General features: G+C 65.8%; 14 protein-coding genes. 8 read left to right on the plus strand and 6 right to left on the minus strand.

What is annotated here, in order from left to right:
* Positions 1–50: 50 nt before the first annotated feature.
* On the minus strand, positions 51–1,427 hold the full coding sequence (locus LDB29_RS22555) for an MFS transporter (protein WP_044660634.1): 1,377 nt from the start codon (positions 1,425–1,427) through the stop codon (positions 51–53).
* Between the two features lie 548 nt (positions 1,428–1,975).
* Between LDB29_RS22555 and LDB29_RS22560 the strand changes: the two genes are divergently transcribed.
* The 5 genes from LDB29_RS22560 (at position 1,976) to LDB29_RS22580 (ending at position 8,733) form a co-directional block, all read left to right on the plus strand.
* The gene (locus LDB29_RS22560) at positions 1,976–4,906 is read left to right on the plus strand and encodes a TonB-dependent siderophore receptor (protein WP_025551926.1); all 2,931 of its coding nucleotides are present in this window, start codon (positions 1,976–1,978) and stop codon (positions 4,904–4,906) included.
* Positions 4,907–4,935: 29 nt separating this feature from the next.
* Positions 4,936–5,838 (plus strand): hypothetical protein, encoded by a 903-nt coding sequence (locus tag LDB29_RS22565; protein ID WP_257557977.1) that lies wholly within the window; start codon positions 4,936–4,938, stop codon positions 5,836–5,838.
* A gap of 10 nt (positions 5,839–5,848) precedes the next feature.
* On the plus strand, positions 5,849–6,625 hold the full coding sequence (locus tag LDB29_RS22570) for an HpcH/HpaI aldolase/citrate lyase family protein (RefSeq protein ID WP_257557978.1): 777 nt from the start codon (positions 5,849–5,851) through the stop codon (positions 6,623–6,625).
* Between the two features lie 16 nt (positions 6,626–6,641).
* Positions 6,642–7,580 (plus strand): DUF6282 family protein, encoded by a 939-nt coding sequence (locus tag LDB29_RS22575; RefSeq protein WP_257557979.1) that lies wholly within the window; start codon positions 6,642–6,644, stop codon positions 7,578–7,580.
* Positions 7,581–7,755: 175 nt separating this feature from the next.
* A complete protein-coding gene (locus LDB29_RS22580) occupies positions 7,756–8,733 on the plus strand; it encodes a LacI family DNA-binding transcriptional regulator (protein WP_064232704.1) in 978 nt (325 codons plus the stop codon).
* Between the two features lie 182 nt (positions 8,734–8,915).
* Here the strand turns inward: LDB29_RS22580 and LDB29_RS22585 are convergent, their stop codons facing one another.
* A complete protein-coding gene (locus LDB29_RS22585) occupies positions 8,916–9,302 on the minus strand; it encodes a carboxymuconolactone decarboxylase family protein (protein ID WP_044660637.1) in 387 nt (128 codons plus the stop codon).
* Positions 9,303–9,425: 123 nt separating this feature from the next.
* Between LDB29_RS22585 and LDB29_RS22590 the strand changes: the two genes are divergently transcribed.
* Positions 9,426–10,175, plus strand: a complete 750-nt coding sequence (locus tag LDB29_RS22590) for an SDR family NAD(P)-dependent oxidoreductase (protein WP_257557980.1) — start codon at positions 9,426–9,428, stop codon at positions 10,173–10,175.
* 137 nt (positions 10,176–10,312) lie between these two features.
* On the opposite strand, the gene LDB29_RS22595 is transcribed toward LDB29_RS22590, so the two are convergent.
* The 4 genes from LDB29_RS22595 to LDB29_RS22610 all read right to left on the minus strand — a co-directional run bounded on the left by LDB29_RS22595 (position 10,313) and on the right by LDB29_RS22610 (position 14,927).
* Complete coding sequence (locus LDB29_RS22595; protein WP_257557982.1) at positions 10,313–11,935, minus strand: thiamine pyrophosphate-binding protein; 1,623 nt, start codon at positions 11,933–11,935, stop codon at positions 10,313–10,315.
* A gap of 42 nt (positions 11,936–11,977) precedes the next feature.
* A complete protein-coding gene (locus LDB29_RS22600) occupies positions 11,978–12,892 on the minus strand; it encodes a TauD/TfdA family dioxygenase (RefSeq protein WP_207212580.1) in 915 nt (304 codons plus the stop codon).
* An 89-nt stretch (positions 12,893–12,981) separates the two neighbouring features.
* Positions 12,982–14,451, minus strand: a complete 1,470-nt coding sequence (locus LDB29_RS22605) for an NAD-dependent succinate-semialdehyde dehydrogenase (protein ID WP_257557987.1) — start codon at positions 14,449–14,451, stop codon at positions 12,982–12,984.
* Positions 14,451–14,927: a hypothetical protein gene (locus LDB29_RS22610; protein ID WP_025551965.1), complete on the minus strand. Its 477-nt coding sequence runs from the start codon at positions 14,925–14,927 to the stop codon at positions 14,451–14,453. The genes LDB29_RS22605 and LDB29_RS22610 overlap by 1 nt, the downstream gene beginning before the upstream one ends.
* Before the next feature lie 179 nt (positions 14,928–15,106).
* On the opposite strand from LDB29_RS22610, the gene LDB29_RS22615 reads away from it, so the two are divergent.
* On the plus strand, positions 15,107–16,987 hold the full coding sequence (locus tag LDB29_RS22615; RefSeq protein ID WP_257557990.1) for an NAD(P)/FAD-dependent oxidoreductase: 1,881 nt from the start codon (positions 15,107–15,109) through the stop codon (positions 16,985–16,987).
* Positions 16,984–18,435, plus strand: a complete 1,452-nt coding sequence (locus tag LDB29_RS22620; protein WP_025551962.1) for an MFS transporter — start codon at positions 16,984–16,986, stop codon at positions 18,433–18,435. Before LDB29_RS22615 ends, LDB29_RS22620 begins: the two co-directional genes overlap by 4 nt.
* The last annotated feature ends 168 nt before the right edge of the window (positions 18,436–18,603 follow it).

The raw sequence follows: 18,603 nt of genomic DNA on the forward strand, positions 1-18,603 counted from the left end.
CAGCATGACGCAGGATTCGATCGGGAAAGATGATTATGCGGGCCCTGAGCCTAAATCGTCTCCAGCTTCCGCCGCGCCGTTTCCGTGGTGGCGAAGATCCAGAGCAGCGCCGCCCCGAAGGCAAAGGCCGCAAATGCGCTGTAGACCAGTGAAATGGCGGCCCCGGTGCTCAATATCACGCCGACGAACAGCGGCGTCAGCATGGACGCGGCGCGCGCCATCGAACTGGAAACGCCCATGCCCACCGCGCGCAGATGCGTGGGGAAGCTCTCCGCCGTATAGGGCCACTGGATGAAGGAACTGAGCGCGCTGCCCAGCGTGCCGACCACCACCAGCGCCACCAGCGGTCCGGTCTCGAAGCGGAAGAGGGCAAGCGACAGCAAGGCCAGCCCCGCCGCCAGGCAGCCGCCGATCGCATAGGGCCGCCGCCCTACCCGATCCATGGTTGCACCGATGAACGGCGTCGCGAGCAGGAACAATATGGGCGTCGCCGCCGCATAGCGCAGGGCGTCCGCCAGCGCTATGCCGTAAACCGTCACGAAGATCGACGGGGCCCAGGTGGTCAGCCCGAAATTGGTGAAGGCGACCGTGAACCAGATGCTCATCAGGATGATCGTCGATGCGCGCTGTTGCGGCGCGAACAGAGCGGAAATCGGTATCCTCGCCGGCTCCCGAAGGCGCGGCGCGGCCTGCCGCAGGTCGCCATCCGACAGGTCGATCCTGCCCCCCAGCTTCGCCAGCGCGCCCGGAACCTGCCCGGCGCGGCCGGTGCGGGCCAGCCAGCGCGGCGATTCCGGCAGGGTCAGCATCACCACCGGCAACAGCAGCAGCGGAATGCCGCCCAGCCCGATCAGCCAGCGCCATCCCAGTTCCGGTATGATGACCGTGCTGGACAGGGATGCCGCCGCATAGCCGCTCATGCACAGCCACTGGAAGATCATGAAGTAGCGGCCGCGGGTCATCGTCGGCGCGAGTTCGTTGATATAGGTGATCGATACCGGCAACGCCCCGCCGATCGCCAGTCCCTGGACGAAGCGGATCGCCAGCAGCGCCTCCGGCCCCGGCGCCACCGTGCAGGCGATCGCCAGCGTCGCCATCGCCAGGACCGATCCGACGAACACCGGCATGCGCCCGAACCGTTCGGCAAGCGATCCCAGGGCTATGGCGCCCAGGAACTGGCCGATATATCCCGAGGAGATGAGCGCCCCCATCATCGCGGGATGCAGCCCCCATTCGCGCGACAGCGACGGCATGACATAGGCGATGGCGATGCTGTCCCAGGAATCGAACAGCATGATGAAGCCCATCAGCAAGGGCGCCAATATGCCGACGCGAAAGGTGCGGAGATTGTCGAGCGCGTCCCCCACGCGCAGTTCCAGCGGACTGGCGGCCGTCCTGTCGGCATGAGCAGCGGTCAGGCTGTCCATCTTGCGATCCTCTCCCTTTACGATCGGAAACGAAGCGGTTTCCCGCCCTTGCTTGTTGAAGCGTCTTAGCCTTCCGGAAAGCCGGGCGCAATGATACCGGTCTCAACATTCCGAGCATGCAGGCGCGCGGCTTTGTCGCGATGGTCGCGGAAGCGCGGCGGCAGAAGCGCCGCCGTCCCTGTTCCTGCCCCGAATTTCCGTCCATTCACGCTGATGGAGCGCGGATTCCCCAGCTGTAAGCGCGCCGGAACGACGCAACGCCCGCAGCTTCGCCGGTTCAGCAAAAAATCTCGTCCTGCGCTATATCCATAAATTATGCTCCGATCATGCGGGCCGAACATGCGGCATAGTGAAGAGGCGCTTTTCCTTGCCTGAACAGGCAGCCAAGGCCCGAAATCATGCCTGCTGTCCCGCGCCAGACCCGCCGGCATCGCAAATTTCCGATCCGGCGCCATTTGACAGCGCCCTGTCTCTGAGATACCGGTAACACATATTCCGCCACCGTTGAGACGTCGCCTGGCAGGAAAAATAAGAGGAGGAGGGGTGAAATGAACTTGCAGGGTGCATTGCTTTGCCGCAGCTCGGCCTTCGCGCTGACATGCGCGACCATTGCGGCGCTGTCGCCGGCCATGGCGCAGGACAATCCTCCGCAGGCGCAGTCGGACGCCGCCGCAGGCGTCAGCGATGCGGACATCGTCGTCACCGGTTCGCGCGTCGGCCGCAAGGGCTATGACGCGCCGACGCCGGTCAATGTCGTGGGGGAAGAAAGGCTTCAGCAACTGGCGATCGACAATGTGGCGGATGCGCTGAACCAGATTCCGTCCTTCCGCCCCATCAATACGCCGGCTTCGACCTTTTTCCGCGTGTCCGGCAATATCGGCGCGCGCACGCTCGACCTGCGCGGGCTGGGCGCCACGCGGACGCTGACGCTGGTGGACGGCCGCCGCTTCGTGCCCAGCGCGGATGACGGCACGGTCGACATCAACGGCGTCCCCTCCATGCTGATCCAGCGGACCGAAGTGGTGACCGGCGGCGCATCGGCGGCCTATGGCGCGAACGCCGTGTCGGGCGTCGTGAACCTGATCCTCGATACGAAGCTCAACGGCTTCAAGGCGAATGCCAGCTATGGCATCAGCCAGCGGGGCGACGCCTCCAGCCTGTTCGTCGGCGCGGCGGGCGGCACGGATTTCGCGGGCGGGCGCGGGCATGTCGTCGCGGCGATCGAATATGCAAGGGAAGGCGGCATCGGCCCGTGCGAGGAACGGAGCTGGTGCACGCGCTACACCAATTATGTGCCCAATCCCGGCTATAACACCGCCACCCGGACCAGCACCAACGGCCTTCCGGCCACGCTGGTCCTTCAGGGCACGTCCTTCGTCTATAATGAGAACGGCATCGTCGTCGGCGCGCGCAAGCCCAATGGCACGGGCGGCACGATCACCCTGGGTCAGCAGGTGCTGAACACCGGCGCCACCTCCCTGCCCAATGCGTTGCGCGGCAAGCAGTTCGATTCCAACGGCAATCTGGTCCCCTATCAGTTCGGCAATTATCTGAGCGGCATATTGCAGCAGCTCGACGACCCGACGCAGCCCTATGCGCTGGGCCTCAGTCCGCTGCCGCTGATGGTGCCGACCAAGCATGTGTCGGGGACGGTGCATGCCGATTATGAACTGACGGATTCCATCACGGCCTCGGTCGAATTCATGTATTCGAAGGTCACGGGCGGTCCGACCGCGCGTTCCGCGCCGCTCGACGCAGGTGTCGCGATCAATATCAACAATCCCTATGTGTCCGATGCCACCCGCGCGACCATCCTCGCCGCCGATCCGGCGATCACCCATCTGGTCATCAATTCCTCAAGCTGGGCGCTGGGCAGCCTGTCCAAGGCGACGAGCAAGGTGGACACCTATCGCGGCGCCTTCGCTCTCAAGGGACAATTGTCCGACCAGTGGGATTGGGACGCCTATTACACCTATGGCCGCGTCGACAGCCGGGTCGGCGCCGACAACAACCGCCTGGCCGAATGGAACAACGCGCTGGACGTGGTGTCCGCGCCCGCCGGGTTGCCGGGCATAGCGGCGGGCACGCCGATCTGCCGGTCCACCATCGCCAACCCGGCCAATGGCTGCATACCGATCAACCTGTTCGGCTTCGGCAATATCAGCCAGGCGGCCATCGACCGCTATATCGTGCCCGAATGGCAGACCCGCCGGTTCGAACAGCACGCCGCCGCCGTCAACCTGCGCGGCTCGCTCTTCTCCACCTGGGCCGGCGACGTGAAACTCGCGCTGGGCGGCGAATGGCGCCGCGACACGGCGGAGGGAGAGGTCGATCCGAATACGGCCGCGGGACGGTTCATCGCCGCCAACGGCTCGGCGCTTCCCTTCACGAAGACCAGCGTGGTCGAAGGCTATCTGGAAGTCGCCGTCCCGCTGCTCAAGGACTCTCCGCTCGGGCGCTCGCTCGATGTCGACGGGGCGATCCGCCAGACGCATTACGATCCCTTCGGCGACGCCACCACCTGGAAGCTGGGCGCGGTCTACCGTCCCATCGACGACATCACCTTCCGCGTGACGCGCTCGCGCGACATCCGGGCGCCATCCGCCCGCGAATCCAGCCCCAACGCCACGACGATCCAGCTCCCGCTGCCCGATCCGTTCGTCGGCGGCACGACCAGCCAGTTCGTGGTGACAGGCGGCAATCCGGGACTGAACCTGGAAAAGGGCGACACCTTCACCGCCGGCGTGGTGCTGAGGCCGTCCTTCATCCGCAACTTCAACCTGTCGATCGACTATTATGACATCAAGGTGGAAGGCGCGATCGACTCCCTGACCGGCACCGCGATCGCCAATGCCTGCAAGCAGAAGAACCTGCTCTGCAACCTGATCCAGTTCAATCCCAACGGGTCGATCAACACCGTCTTCTCCAATTTCCAGAACCTCAGCAAGCTGCATGCGGAGGGTCTGGAACTCGTCTCCGACTTCCAGGTGCCGGCGCTGGGCGGGAACTTCAATTTCCAGGTCAATGGCAATTATGTGATCGACCTGTCGACCATCGACGCGACAGGGGTGAAGACCCAGCTCGACAACTGGACCGGCAATGCCGGATCGGTGACGAACATCCAGGGCGTGCCGCGCTGGAAACTGGACGGGGTGATCACCTATTCGCGGCCGACCTGGTCCATGACCTTCCACGGGCGCTACATTCCCCGCGCCCTGCTGGACCCGACCAAGATCGGGCCGGAACAGGACGGCTATGACATCAACGATCCCAACAGCATCAGCGAGAACCATATTTCCTCGCGCTTCTATCTCGACATGACGGGAACGCTGAAGGTCAACGAGTCCTTCGAGATTTTCGCCACGGTGAACAATGTCTTCGACAAGGACCAGCCGGAGGAACTGCGGCTGATCGGCAATCCGTTGCATTTCGATCCGATCGGGCGTTTCTTCAAGATCGGGGTGCGGACGCGGTGGTGACGATATGGGGCGGGTACTGGAGGTAATCGATGTACGACAAGACCGACCTTCGTTCGACACTGGCTGGCTCGCCCGCCGGGGCCGCGCCGGTGGACCGGCTCTACGACGCGGAATATGGCCTGTTCTACCGCGATCCGCCGGTGGAGGAGGATGCACGCGGCAGAAGCTGGTATGTGCGGGGGCAGAATTTCGTCATCGCCTATAGCGAGGCGCTGCCCGGCGCGGTCTTCGAACGGACCGGGCAGGCGGACGAATATATGGTCCTGCTGCCCGATGAAGACACCCCCGCCATCGCCGCTGCGGGGGACCAGACCGAAGTGAGCGGGGGATATGCGCTGTTCGTCATGCCGCCGGGGGACAGCCGGCTGGTGCTGGAGAAGGGCGGGCGCGTCGTCCGCATCTTCTCCGCCCAATCGCCCGATCTGGTGGCGAAATGCCCCAATGCGGACGCCTATGCGGATCGGCATGCGAACATCCCGCCCTTCCGGCCATGGCCGGAACCGCCCGACGGGTACAGGGTCCGCCGCTATTCGCTCGACGTGCCGGTCGAAGGCGGTCGGTTCGGCCGCATCTGGCGTTGCACCACGATCATGCTCAACTTCCCCAACAGGCAGAAGGGGCCGCGCGATCTCACCAGGGTGTCGCCGCACCATCATGACGATTTCGAACAATGTTCGCTCGCGCTGGAGGGGGAATGGCGGCACCATATGCGCTGGCCCTGGGCCGTGGACATGAACAAATGGCATGACGATGTCCATGCCACGGTGGACTCGCCATCGGTGACGGTGATCCCGGCGCAGGTGATCCACACCTCCACCTGGCATTCCGACGTCAATCAACTGGTCGACATCTTCGCGCCGCCGCGCCTCGACTTCTCGCTGAAGCCCGGATGGGTGCTGAACGAGAGCGACTATCCGATGCCGGCGCAATAGGAGGGATATTTTGGATCGCAAACCAAGCTTGATCGATCGGCTGAAGGCGAAGGACGCATTCCTTGTCGGCACCTGGGCGAAGATTCCCTCGCTGGAGACGGTCGAACTGATCGGCCATGCCGGTTTCGACTTCGCCGTGGTGGACATGGAACATGCGCCGCACAGCTTCCAGTCGGCTTATCAGGCCATCGCCACGGCGCAGGCGGTGGGGCTTTATGCGTTGGCCCGCCTGCCGGACCGCAGCGGCGGCGCGGTCCAGAGGCTGCTCGACGCGGGCATAGACGGGCTGCTGGTCCCCCGGGTGGAGACGCCGGAGATCGCGGCGGATGTGACGGCGGCCATGGCCTTCCCGCCACTGGGGTCGCGAGGCATGGGCTATACCTCGCGGGCGGCCCGCTGGGGGCTGGACAGCGCGGCCGACTATCTGGAGCGGGGGCGCAACCATGTCATGCGCGGCGTGCAGATCGAGGATATGGGCGCATTGGAGCAGATCGAGGGCATATTGGCCGCCCCCGCGCTCAATGCCGTGTTCATCGGCTTCGGGGATCTGGCGCTGAGTTCGGGCCTGCCCGGATCGCACCCGACCCTGCGCGGGCTGGAGGCGAAGGTGCTGGCGGCCGCCAGGGCGAAGGGCGTGCCCTGCGGCACCGCCGTGCAGACGCCGGAGGAAGCGGTGCGCTGCCGCGAGGCAGGCTATTCCTTCGTCATGATCAGCGCCGACACGACCCTGTTCGCGCATGCGGCGCGCAGATTGATGGACGACACGAGAAATGCGTTGGGGCGCTGAAAGCAAAGAGGCGAACATGGTTTCACTATTGGACGAAAATGTCGCGGATCAGGCGTTGGAGGATCGGATTTCCAGCCTGCTGGTCGGCGCGGTCGACATGCATTGCCATAGCGGCCCGTCGGTCATGCCCCGGTCGCTCGACCATATGGAGGCGTTGCAGGATGCGGCGGACGCGGGCTTCCGCGCCATGCTGATCAAGGATCATTATTATTCCGCCACCCCGATCACCGAACTGCTCAACCGGACGCACGGCCATTTGAAGGTGCAGTTGTTTTCGGGCGTGCCGCTCAACAACACCACCGGCGGCTTCAACAAATATGCCGTCGATCACGGCATTGCCCTCGGCGCCCGGCTGGTGTGGATGCCGACCTTCGCCTCGAAGAACCATGTCGAGGCGGACCAGAAGCGGAAAAAGGGCTTCCCCCACACCAGCAAGCAGCTGCTGCCGCCCGATCCGCTGACGCCGCTCGACGCCAACGGCGCGCTGAAGGACGAGGTGAAGGAGATACTCGACATCATCGCGGAACATGACGTGATCCTGTCCGGCGGCCACCTCCATATCTCCGAAATCTTCCCGGTGTTCGAGGAAGCGCGGAAGCGCGGCGTCAGGCGGCTGCTGGTCAATCACCCCACCTTCATCATCGGCGCCTCGCTGGACGACATCAGGCAGTTGGTGACGATGGGCGCCTATATCGAACATTCGCTCTGCATGTTCATCCAGATGATCGGCCGCGAACAGGCGATGTTCCCGCCGGAGGAGCTGGACGCGCTGATCAGGGCCGGCACGGTGGACCGCACCATATTGGCGTCCGATCTGGGGCAGGTGGGCAACGACCGCCCGGTCGACGGCTTCCGGGGCGTGATCCGCAACTGCATCGGCCTTGGCTATTCGGACGAGGACATCCGCAAGATGATCTCGACCAACGCGCTGCGGCTGCTGGGCCTGGAGGATTGAAGGGGACTGACGGCCTGCGCGGCGCGGGGGACCGCGCACGCCGTCAGATTATCATGGCACGCCCCGCCAAGTTACGGTAACGAGCTTCCATCTGCGGAGCGCATCCCTCCGCATGAAACGATGCGAAACGAGGAGCCACTTGCCGGTATCGAAGAAAGCCAATGGGACGATCCGGATGCGCGACGTCGCGGAACGCGCGCAGGTCTCCCGCATGACGGTGTCGCGTGCGCTGAACAGCCCGGAATCCGTCAATGAAACGCTGCGCAATCGCGTGCTGGAGGCGGTGCAGGAACTGGGCTATGTCCACAACCATCTGGCGCGCAGCCTGTCGTCGCGCCGCTCCAACGTCATCGGCCTCGTCCTGCCCAGCCTGGAAAACTCCATCTTCTCCCAGACGGTGAAGGGCATATCGGACGTGCTTCGTCCGCTCGGCTATCATCTGATGGTGGCGGAAAGCTCCGACGATCCGGAGGATGAGGAGCAGGTGATCGCCGCCTTCCTGGCGCAGCGCGTGGGCGGGCTGATCCTGCATTCGACCAACCATTCGCCCACGGCGGTCAGGATGCTGAAGGCGTCGGACACGCCGGTGGTGGAAAATGGCGATTTCCCGGTCGATCCCGTCGACATGGTGGTCAGCTATTCCAACCGCGCCGCCGCCAAGGCGATGACGCTGCACCTGGCGCGGCTCGGCTACAGGCGGATCGTCTTCGCCGGGCTGGCCGCCAATCCCCGCGCCGCCGAACGCCAGCGCGGCTTTCAGGACGCCCTGGCGGAGATCGGGCAGAAATCCGACCGCAAGCATGTGGTCGCCGTCTCGCGCGGTTTCGGCGGCGGGACGGAGGCCATTTCCTATATCGATGCGAATGTGCCGGACGCCGACGCGCTGTTCTGCGCGGGCGACGTGCTGGCCGTCGGCGCGCTGCTGGAATGCGACAGGCGGGGATGGGCGGTGCCCGGCCGGCTCGCCATCGCCAGCTTCGACGATCTCGACCTGATGCGCCACGTCAGCCCGGCGATCACCTCGCTGCGCCTGCCCCGATATGAGATCGGGCGGCGCAGCGCGCAGATGATCCTCGACCGGATCGAGGAACGCACCATGCCGGTGACGACCATCGACCTGGGCTTCGAAATCGTCCAGCGCGCCAGTTCCTAGAGGGTTTTCCAAGCAGCCGGATCGGATCTGCTCCAGAGCGCGCGCTCGGGTTTTCCGTTGCCGCATCCTTTCAGGCAGAAAACCGGCCCCATCCTTCGACAGGCCCAGGACAGGCTTTTCTGCCCGATGCTCCAAGGAGCGGACCGCTGACCTTTCACCGGGGCGGGCCGAATTCCCGCGCCTCACTCCGCCGCCTGATCCACTTCCGCAAAGGCTTCCCGCGCGATCCGCGTCGAATCCAGCCCCGCAGGCACGCCGCAATAAATGGCCACCTGAAGCAATGCTTCGCGTATCTCATCGCGGGACAGGCCGTTGGTCAGCGCCGCCTTCACATGCAGCTTCAGCTCGTGGGGCCGGTTGAGCGCGCTGATCATACCGATGTTGAGCAGGCTGCGGTCGCGCCTGGACAATCCCTCCCGGCACCATATCCTGCCCCAGCAATATTCGGTCGACAATTGCTGCATGGGGCGGCTGAAATCGTCTGCATTGGCGAAGGACCGTTCGACATAGTCGGCCCCCAGCACTTCCTTGCGCAACGCCAGTCCGCGCTCATAATCTTCCGTTGCCATGATGATCTCCTCTGCCGATGGTTTGAACCGCTATTCGGGCTTGCCGAAAGACTATGCGGATGCGATACCGGTAACAACTATAAAAATCACGACATAAGCCCTATTTTTCAGGAAGGATCGAAGATGCGGCTGGATGGGAGGATTGCCGTTGTGACCGGCGCGGCGCGCGGCATTGGACGGGCGATTGCACAGGGGCTGGCCGAAGCGGGCGCCCATGCCGTGCTGACCGACGTGCAGGAGGGGGAAGCCGCCGAAGCGGCGCGGGCCATCGCCGGCGCAGGCGGCCAGGCCACCGCCTTCGGTCTGGACGTTTCCGATGCCGCTGCATGCGAAACGCTGGCGGCGCGGCTGGAGCGGGATGTCGGCCCGGTCTCCATATTGGTGAACAATGCCGGGGTGATCTATCCCGGCCGCATCGATGAGCCGGGCGCGCGGGAAAAATGGGACCGCACGCTGGCGATCAATGTCGGCGGCCCGTTCAACATGTGCCGGGCCTTCCATCCGCAGCTTCGGGCCACCCGGGGGTCGGTGATCAACCTCGCCTCCATCCGCTCCTTCGTCGCCGCGCCCAATGCGGCGGCCTATGCCGCGTCCAAGGGCGCGGTGATGCAATTGACCCGGGCGCTGGCAGTCGAATGGGGCGGGGAGGGGATCAGGGTCAACGCCATCGCCCCCGGCTTCATCGAAACCACGCTGGTTCCGGACCGGGAAAAGACGGCGGACCGCGAAGCCGCCATCCTCGCAAGGACGCCGCTGCGCCGCCAGGGACAGCCGGACGAGATCGCAGGAACGGCGGTCTATCTCGCCTCGGACGCGGCGCGCTATGTTTCGGGGGCGATCATCCCGGTGGACGGCGCTTATCTGGCCGGGTGAGAAGAGGCCGTCCGGCCAGATCGCAGCCCCGATGTCGGCTCTTCCCCTCCCCTTCAGGGGAGGGGATCGAGGGGTGGGGGCGTGCCCCAAAGGAAAACCAAGCCTTTAGAGGCACGCCCACCCAAACCGCCCGGTTCCTACCCCCGAATAGCCAGAATCTGATCGTCATAGGTCGCCGGATCGATCGTCACGTCGATCAGCGCCGGACGCCCGCTCGCCAGAGCATCGGCGAAGGCTCCGGCCAGTCCGCCTTCCTCATCGACCCGGCGGGCGTGCCAGCCGAAACCGGCGGCCACCTGCGCAAAATCGGTGTGGGAAAAATCCACCCCCGCCGGAGCCAGTTGCCGCCGCCGCTGCTTGGCCCCGATCAATGTCAGGCAGGAGTCGTTGAACAGGACGACGACAGGCTTCGCGCCGCTCTGCACGGCGGTGCCCAGTTCGCCCAGGCACATCATCGCGCCGCCGTCCCCCGTGAAGGCCACGGTGGTGCGGCCCGGATCGGCCAGGCTGGCGGCGATGGCCGCGGGAATGGCGAAGCCCATGGTCGAAAGCCCTCGCGAGATCAGGGACTGGTTGGGTTCGTCGCACCGCCACATATGCAGCACCGGCAGCATATGCGCGCCCGCGTCGATGGTGATGCGGCTGTCCCCCGGCACCGCCTGACGCGCCGCGCGGACCAGCGCCGCCGGGGAAATGCCGCTGCCGCCGAAAATCTGCGCCGCCGCCCATAATGCTTCCTTGCGCCGCGCCAGCTCTCCGGGCTCCCACCCGCTGCTGTCCGTCGCATCGTGCAGGGCGGCGATGGAAGCGGCTATGTCGCCCACCACGGATGCGGTCGGCGCGAACAGCGGATGCTCATAGGCGTGGTTGGTGAGTTCGACCGTCGGAACAGCGCCATAGCGCCAGGGCTGCGGCGGTCCCTCGACCGGATCGAAGCCGTAGAGGATGATGAGGTCGGCCGACCTGATCAACGGCTGTTCGGGCACGCCATTGGCGTAGAGGCCCAACCCGAGCGGCGCATTTTCCGACACCACCCCCTTCGCCTTGTAGGTGGTGAGGACGGGACAGCCGGTCGCCGCGACAAAGGCGCGCAAGGCGGCGGTTCCATCCGGAGACCGCGCCTGAAGCCCCGCCAGCAGGATGGGACGGCGGGCCGCGGCGACCAGCCTCTTCGCCTCCGCCAGCGCGGATGGGCCCGGCGCGGGAAGGCGGGCTGCGGGAAGGCGGGGCGCGGAAAGGGGGGCGGGCGCCGCTTCGGCCCGGCGGCGGATGAAGGAACCGGCGACCTCCAGATAGGCCGGGCCCGGCGGATTGCCCATGGCGGCGTCGATCAGCCGGTCGACCTCCGCCATGGGATCGCCGTTCCGCAGATTGGAGGAAGCGCGCAGCATCGGCGCCAATATCGCCGTCTGGTCGATCCGCTGATGGCTGATATAGGCCTGGTCGTCTTCATAGCCGTCCGCGATCAGCAGCATCGCGGCACGATCCAGATCGGAATAGGCGACGCCATTGGCGGCGGCGGCAAGGCCCGGCCCCCGCGTCGTCATCGCCACGCCGGGCGCTCCGGTGATTTCGGCGGTGACGCAGGCCATCATCGCCGCCGACGTCTCCGTCCGCGTCAGGATGAAGCGCATGCCCTGCTTCTCCGCCGCGGCGATGAAGTCCAGATTGCACTCGCCCCCCGGCACGCCGAAGATGAAGCGCACGCCCTTTTCCGCGAGGCGGGCGACAATGGCCTCGCTTACCGTTCCAACGGTCATTCTGTCTTCCTTCCGGGCGCATGCCCTGCCAGATCGGCTCTATCAGATCGGCTGTTCCAAAGTGGGGGCGCTGTCCTCCAGCGTCACCCGGCGCATGTCGCGCGGATATTTCTTGTCGTCATAGCGCGTGCCGCGATGCATGGTGCAGCGATTGTCCCAGATGACGAGGTCCCCGACCGCCCATTGATGCGCATAGACGAACGGGCGCTGGGTCGCGAATTCGGTGAGTTCCCGGATCAGCGCCATGGCTTCGGGACGGGGCCAGCCCTCGATGGCGCCGATATGGGCGGAGAGGTAGAGGGCAAGCCGCCCGGATTCCCTGTGCAGCCGCACCAGCCGTTGCGGCACCGGCGTGCACCGTTCGACCTCCTCCGGGCTGAATGCGTCGAAACCCATCTGCTCGCGGGAATAGATCAGCGAATGACAGGCGATCAGGTCCTTTGCAATGGCCTTGAGTTCGTCCGGCAGATGGTCCCATGCGACGCGGGTGTCGATATATTCGGTGGCGCCGCCGACCGGCGGGATGACGCGGGCCTGGAGCATCGACCAATAGGCCGGCGTCGGCTTGAAGCTGCTGTCGCTGTGCCACAGCAGATTGCCCAGATTATACATGCGCCGCCGGTCGTCCGCGCCCCAGATCCGGCCGTCCGGGCCCAGATTGGAGATGTCGTTGATCTTCATATTGGCGATGCGGCGCCGTTCCTGGTCGACCAGCGTCGGCGTCTCCTCGATGGTGCCGAACTGTTCGGCGAAGGCGGCCTGTTCGTCGTCGCTCATCATCTGGTTGGGGAAGACGACCACGCCATAACGGTCCATCGCGCCCTTGACCGCCGCCTTCTGCTCCTCCGTCAGCGGCCGGCGCAGGTCGATCCCCTCCGCCCGCGCGGCGAAATGGGGATGGACCGGCGTGCATGTCAGCATATCGTTCCTGTCCAACATGGTCGAATGACTGGACATCATCTTCTCCTGTCAATTGCGCGGGGCCCTGGCCCCGAAAGCGATTTGGTACCGGTCACAAACCTGTCTCTCACAAATGCGGCCCCGGTTCAAGCGAGAGACAGGCAGAGATATTTCAGCTCCAGATAATCATCCAGCCCGTAACGCGACCCCTCCCGGCCGATGCCCGATTGCTTGACGCCGCCAAAGGGCGCCACTTCGGTCGAAATGAGGCCGGTGTTGATGCCGACAATGCCGGATTCGATGCCTTCCGCCGCGCGCCAGATGCGGTTGACGTCGCGCGCGTAGAAATAGGCGGCCAGTCCGAATTCGCTGTCATTGGCAAGGGCGATGGCTTCGGCGTCGTCATCGAACTTCACCAGCGGCGCCAGGGGGCCGAAGGTCTCCTCCTCCAGCACCTGCATGCCCGGCTTCACGTCGCGCAGGATCGTCGGGGTGAAGAAGCGCGGGCCGTCGGGGGCGGGGCCGCCGCCCAGCACGATCCGCGCGCCCTTCGCCACGGCATCGTCAACGTGCCGCTGGACCTTCGCGACGGCCCGTTCGTCGATCAGGGGACCGATGTCCACGCCGGTGCGGGTCCCTTCGCCGACCCGCAGTTTCGCGGTGGCGGCGGCCAGCTTCCCGGCAAAGGCGTCATAGACGCCCGCCTGGACATAGAAGCGGTTGGCGCAGACGCAGGTCTGTCCTGCATTGCGATATTTGGACTGGATCGCGCCCGTGACGGCTGCATCCAGATCGGCGTCGTCGAAGACGATGAAGGGCGCGTTTCCGCCCAGTTCCAGGCTGAGTTTCTTGATGCTGCGGGACGCCTGCTCCATCAGCAGCCGCCCGACCGCCGTCGATCCGGTGAAGCTGATCTTGCGGACGACGGGATTGCCCGTCAGTTCGGCCCCGATCTCCCGCGCGTCGCCGGTCACGACGTTGAGAAGCCCCCGCGGCACGCCCGCCTCGTCAGCGATCTGCGCTATCGCCAATGCGGTGAAGGGCGTGAGTTCCGAAGGCTTGAGCACCACCCCGCAACCAGCCGCAAGCGCCGGGGCCAGTTTGCGCGCGACCATGGCGGCGGGGAAGTTCCAGGGGGTGATCGCGGCCACGACGCCCACCGGCTGCTTCAGCACCATGATGCGCCTGTCCGGCATGGGACCGGGAATGATGTCGCCATAGGCGCGCTTCGCTTCCTCCCCGAACCATTGGAAGAAGGACGCGGCATAGGCGATCTCGCCCTTCGCCTCCGCCAGCGGCTTGCCCTGCTCCTCGGTCAGCAGGGCGGCAAGATCGTCGGCGCGCTCCAGCATCAGGGCGGCGATGCGTTGCAGGATCGCGGCCCTTTCGCCGGCCGGGCGCGCCGCCCAGGCGGGCATGGCCACGGCCGCCGCCCCTATCCCCCGCCGGCTCTCCTCCCGCCCCAGCGCCGGAACGCGGCCGATGATCCCGCCCGTCGCCGGATTGTCGACCGCGATCCACTCCCCATTGCCGACCCATTCACCCGCGATGAAACATTGTTCGCGCTTCACTGACCGTCCTTCGCCCGCATTCCGCCCGCACCCGCACTCTCGCATCAATCCTTCAGGCTGCCGGGACTCCATTTCTCATACCACGCACGCGGCGGCACGGTGGTCGGCGTGTCGCTCTTGAACAGGTTGACGAATTCCCGCGTGCGGAAACGCCAGCGGCCATCCTCGCACAGCAGCAGATGGTCGATCTGCTCCGCGATCTGGATCGGCGCGTGGGAGGGCAGCACCGGCGTCCCGTCCCCGGCGAAGAGCATCATGACATTGTTCGTGCGCGCCAATCCGGGCTCGATCAGCTCGGCGCGGAAATTCGCGATGACATGGCGGTTGACGCGCGGCCCCCGGCTCTGCCGCCAGACGTAGAACTGATGGATCGCCTCACGCCCCTTCAGGTTGAAGAAGGTGGCGTCCTCCAGATAATAGTCGCGGGTGTCCAGACCGCCATTGACGTCCACCTCATACCAATAGTCCGTCGCATTGGCGAGCAGGAGCTGGGTCAGCATGATCTTTTCTTCGGATGTCATCGCCAATTCCGTCGTCCTGTCCCTGCCGGCGCTATTGTCGCAGCGGGGGATGCCTTCCCGCCGCTCTCTCACAAGAACATAGAATAGGGCATGACGCCCTGTCCGATCACCTTTGGTTATACTCGCGCCAGAATACTTATTTTTTCCGCCGATGGGATTTTGCCACCGAAGATGGCAGGTTGAGGGGCCGCCGTGCGCGGGCGGAAGAGGAGCAGAAGGTGAAGAGCGGACAGCATGACCGGGCGCTGGAACACTGGCTCGACGGATTTCAGGCCGCGCTGGCTGCCCGCGACACAGGCGCCGTCCTTGCTCTTTTCGCGCCCGACGAATGCTATTGGCGCGATCTGGTCGCCTTCACCTGGAACATCGCGACGATGGAGGGGCGCGAGGCCATCGGTAAAATGCTGGACGCGCAGGCCGATGCCGTCCTCCCCTTCACCGCGCGCCCGGAAGGCGCCGCCGCCGAAAGGGACGGGCTGATCGAAGGCTGGTTCGATTTCGAGACCGGCACGGGCCGGGGCAAGGGCCATGTCCGGCTGAAGGACGGCCGGTGCTTCACCCTGCTCACCGCCCTGCAGGAACTCAAGGGCTTTGAGGAGCCGGGCGGGCGTCGCCGGCCGGAGGGCGTCGTCCATCGCGCCATCAAGGACCGGGAAACCTGGTCGGAGGCGCGGGCCGCGACCGCCCGGACGCTGGGGACGGAGGTGCAGCCCTATTGCCTGGTCGTCGGCGGCAGCCAGGGCGGGCTGGCGCTGGGCGCGCGGCTGAAGCGGCTCGGCGTCCCGACCCTCATCGTCGACGCGCTGGAAAAGCCGGGCGATGCCTGGCGCAGCCGCTACAAGTCGCTCTACCTGCACGATCCGGTCTGGATCGACCATCTGCCCTATATCCCCTTCCCGGACCATTGGCCGGTCTATACCGCCAAGGACAAGATGGGCGACTGGCTGGAAATGTATGCCCGGGTGCTGGAACTGGACTTCTGGGGCTCCACCCGCTGCACCAGCGCGCATTATGACGAAGCCGCGAAACGCTGGACGGTGACGGTCGACCGGGCGGGGCGGGAAATGGTCCTGCGCCCGGCGCAGCTGGTGCTGGCCACCGGATTGTCGGGCATCGCCAACATGCCCGTCTTCCCCGGCGCGGACAGCTTTCGCGGGGTGCAGTGCCATAGCAGCCAATATGCGGATGGCGCGGCCTTTGCCGGCAAGGCCTGCGTGGTCGTGGGTTCCAACAACTCCGCGCACGACATTTGCGTCGACCTCTGGTCGAACGACGCGAAGGTCACGATGATCCAGCGGTCGCCCACCACCGTCATCAAGGCGAGCGCGCTGCGCCGCATTTCCGAAGAAGGCCCCTATTCGGAGAAGGGGATCGCGGCAGGGATCGATACCGACCGGGCCGACCTGATCACCGCATCCACGCCCTTCCGCCTGAAGGAAGCGATGGACCGCCATAATTGCGACCGCATATGCCGGGAGGACGCGGCCTTCTACGAACGGCTGGCGGCATCCGGCTTCCAGTTCGATTTCGGGGAGGACGGGACGGCCATAGCGGGCAAATATATGCGCCGCGCCTCGGGCTATTATATCGATGTCGGCGGCTCCGACCTGATCTGCGACGGAGAGGTCAGGGTGCGGAGCGGCGTCGGCGTCGCCTCCATCGCCCCCGGCGGCCTGGTGCTGACCGACGGCAGCGAGGTGGCGGCCGACGCGATCATCTACGCGACCGGCTACGGCCCGATGGACGGCTGGGCCGAGATGCTGATCTCCCGGGATGTCGCTGAAAAGGTGGGCCGCTGCTGGGGCCTGGGATCGGGCACGGCCATGGACCCCGGTCCATGGGAGGGGGAGCTTCGCAACATGTGGAAGCCGACCCGGCAGGAGGGGCTGTGGTTCCATGGCGGCAATCTGGCCCAGTCGCGCTTCCACTCGCTGCATCTCGCCCTTCAGATCAAGGCGCGGATGGAGGGGATCGATACCCCCGTCCACCAGCCCGAAGCCGTGATGCGGGCGCCCCTCTGCCTCCCGGAAGACGGCCTCATGGCATCGCAGGGGGCATGAGCGGCGGCTGCACGGCCGCTCCATCCGCAGATCGTTCCAGCCGGGGCAATTACCGCGTCGTCGCGCTGATCGTCGCCAGCACCATGATCATGGAGCAGATCGACGCGACCGTGCTGACCACCGCGCTGCCCACCATCGCGCGGGACTTCCGGGAGCCGGTCAATGCCCTCGGTCTGGTCCTGACCGCCTATCTGCTGGCGGTGGCGGCCTTCATCCCGCTGAGCGGCCGGCTGGCCGACCGGTTCGGCGCGCGGTCGGTATTGCGGGCGGCGATACTGGTCTTCATGGCGGGCTCGCTGCTCTGCGCCTTTTCGACATCGGCAGCCCAGATGGGCATGGCCCGCTTCGTGCAGGGCGCGGGCGGGGCGATGATGACCCCGGTGGGGCGGATCGCCCTGCTGCGGGTCACGCGCAGGCAGGATCTGGTTTCAGCGACCGCCTGGCTGGTGACGCCCGCGCTGCTGGGCCCGATGCTGGGGCCGCCCATAGGCGGGCTGATCGTCACCCATCTGGACTGGCGCTGGATATTCTACGTCAACCTGCCGGTCGGGCTGGCGGGGATCGCCGCCATTTCCCTCCATATCGACAATGGCCGCGCCGATGCGCCCGGACGCGCAGACATTCCGGGCTTCCTGATCTGCGCCGCCGGCCTCGGTACCCTGCTGCTCGGGTGCGAAAGCGCGAGCCAGCCCGGACGGCTGGGGCAGGCCTTGCTGCTGCTCGCCGTCGCGGGCGTCATGGCCGGAACCTATGTCCGCCATGCGGCGCGCCGGCCCGATCCGCTGCTGGACCTCACCGTGCTGCGCGACCGGTCCTTCCGCCTGTCGCTGATCGGCGGATCGCTGACCCGCATCACCCAGGGCGCGCAGCCCTTCCTGCTGCCGCTGATGTTCCAGGTGGGATTCGGCTTCAGCGCGGCGGTGAGCGGGGCGATCATGCTCGCCACGGCGGTGGGATCGCTGGTGTCGAAGGCCATCGTTTCCCCGGTGCTGCGCCGTCTGGGCTTCCGGCGCAGCCTGATCGTGAACGGCCTGCTGTCGTCGCTCTGCTACGGGCTGGCGGCGGCGTTCCGGGCGGACTGGCCGGTGCCGCTGATGATGGCGGTCCTGACGCTGGCGGGCTTTTTCATGTCCTTTCAGTTCTCGGTCTACAACACGGTGGCTTATGAAGGCGTGGAGGCGGCGCGGATCAGCCGTGCGTCCAGCCTCTATTCCACATTCCAGCAATTGCTGCTGTCGCTGGGCATCTGCACCGCCTCCGTCGCGATCCAGGCGAGCATGGCCGTCCGCGGATCGGCCACGCCCCACCGGGAGGATTTTGCCGCCGCGCTGGTCGCCGTGGCCCTGATCTCGCTGTCGGCTTTCTTCGTGAACCGGCGCTTCGCCCCGGATGCCGGATCGGCCATGAGCGGCCATGTGCCGCGCGCGGAGCAGGACAGACCGAAATGACCGCTATTGGCTAATCCAAGACATTCCCCTCCCGTAAACGGGAGGGGTTAGGGGTGGGCGCGAGCGCAGCGAGCTTCTGACTTAGCCGTTGCAAAACAGCGCAGATGCCGCGCCAGCCCACCCCCTAGCCCCCTCCCGCCTACGGGAGGGGGAATGTCCTGATTCCAC

Source organism: Sphingobium sp. CFD-2 (assembly GCF_024611135.1).
GTDB lineage: Bacteria > Pseudomonadota > Alphaproteobacteria > Sphingomonadales > Sphingomonadaceae > Sphingobium > Sphingobium fuliginis.

Excerpts from the sequence above, each read along its gene's own strand:
- LDB29_RS22560 (WP_025551926.1), top strand. The coding sequence starts at position 1,976 with ATGAACTTGCAGGGTGCATTGCTTTGCCGCAGCTCGGCCTTCGCGCTG.
- LDB29_RS22580 (WP_064232704.1), top strand. The coding sequence starts at position 7,756 with ATGCGCGACGTCGCGGAACGCGCGCAGGTCTCCCGCATGACGGTGTCG.
- LDB29_RS22575 (WP_257557979.1), top strand. The coding sequence starts at position 6,642 with ATGGTTTCACTATTGGACGAAAATGTCGCGGATCAGGCGTTGGAGGAT.
- LDB29_RS22595 (WP_257557982.1), bottom strand. The coding sequence starts at position 11,935 with ATGACCGTTGGAACGGTAAGCGAGGCCATTGTCGCCCGCCTCGCGGAA.
- LDB29_RS22600 (WP_207212580.1), bottom strand. The coding sequence starts at position 12,892 with ATGTCCAGTCATTCGACCATGTTGGACAGGAACGATATGCTGACATGC.
- LDB29_RS22555 (WP_044660634.1), bottom strand. The coding sequence starts at position 1,427 with ATGGACAGCCTGACCGCTGCTCATGCCGACAGGACGGCCGCCAGTCCG.
- LDB29_RS22610 (WP_025551965.1), bottom strand. The coding sequence starts at position 14,927 with ATGACATCCGAAGAAAAGATCATGCTGACCCAGCTCCTGCTCGCCAAT.
- LDB29_RS22620 (WP_025551962.1), top strand. The coding sequence starts at position 16,984 with ATGAGCGGCGGCTGCACGGCCGCTCCATCCGCAGATCGTTCCAGCCGG.
- LDB29_RS22565 (WP_257557977.1), top strand. The coding sequence starts at position 4,936 with ATGTACGACAAGACCGACCTTCGTTCGACACTGGCTGGCTCGCCCGCC.
- LDB29_RS22605 (WP_257557987.1), bottom strand. The coding sequence starts at position 14,451 with ATGCGAGAGTGCGGGTGCGGGCGGAATGCGGGCGAAGGACGGTCAGTG.
- LDB29_RS22585 (WP_044660637.1), bottom strand. The coding sequence starts at position 9,302 with ATGGCAACGGAAGATTATGAGCGCGGACTGGCGTTGCGCAAGGAAGTG.
- LDB29_RS22590 (WP_257557980.1), top strand. The coding sequence starts at position 9,426 with ATGCGGCTGGATGGGAGGATTGCCGTTGTGACCGGCGCGGCGCGCGGC.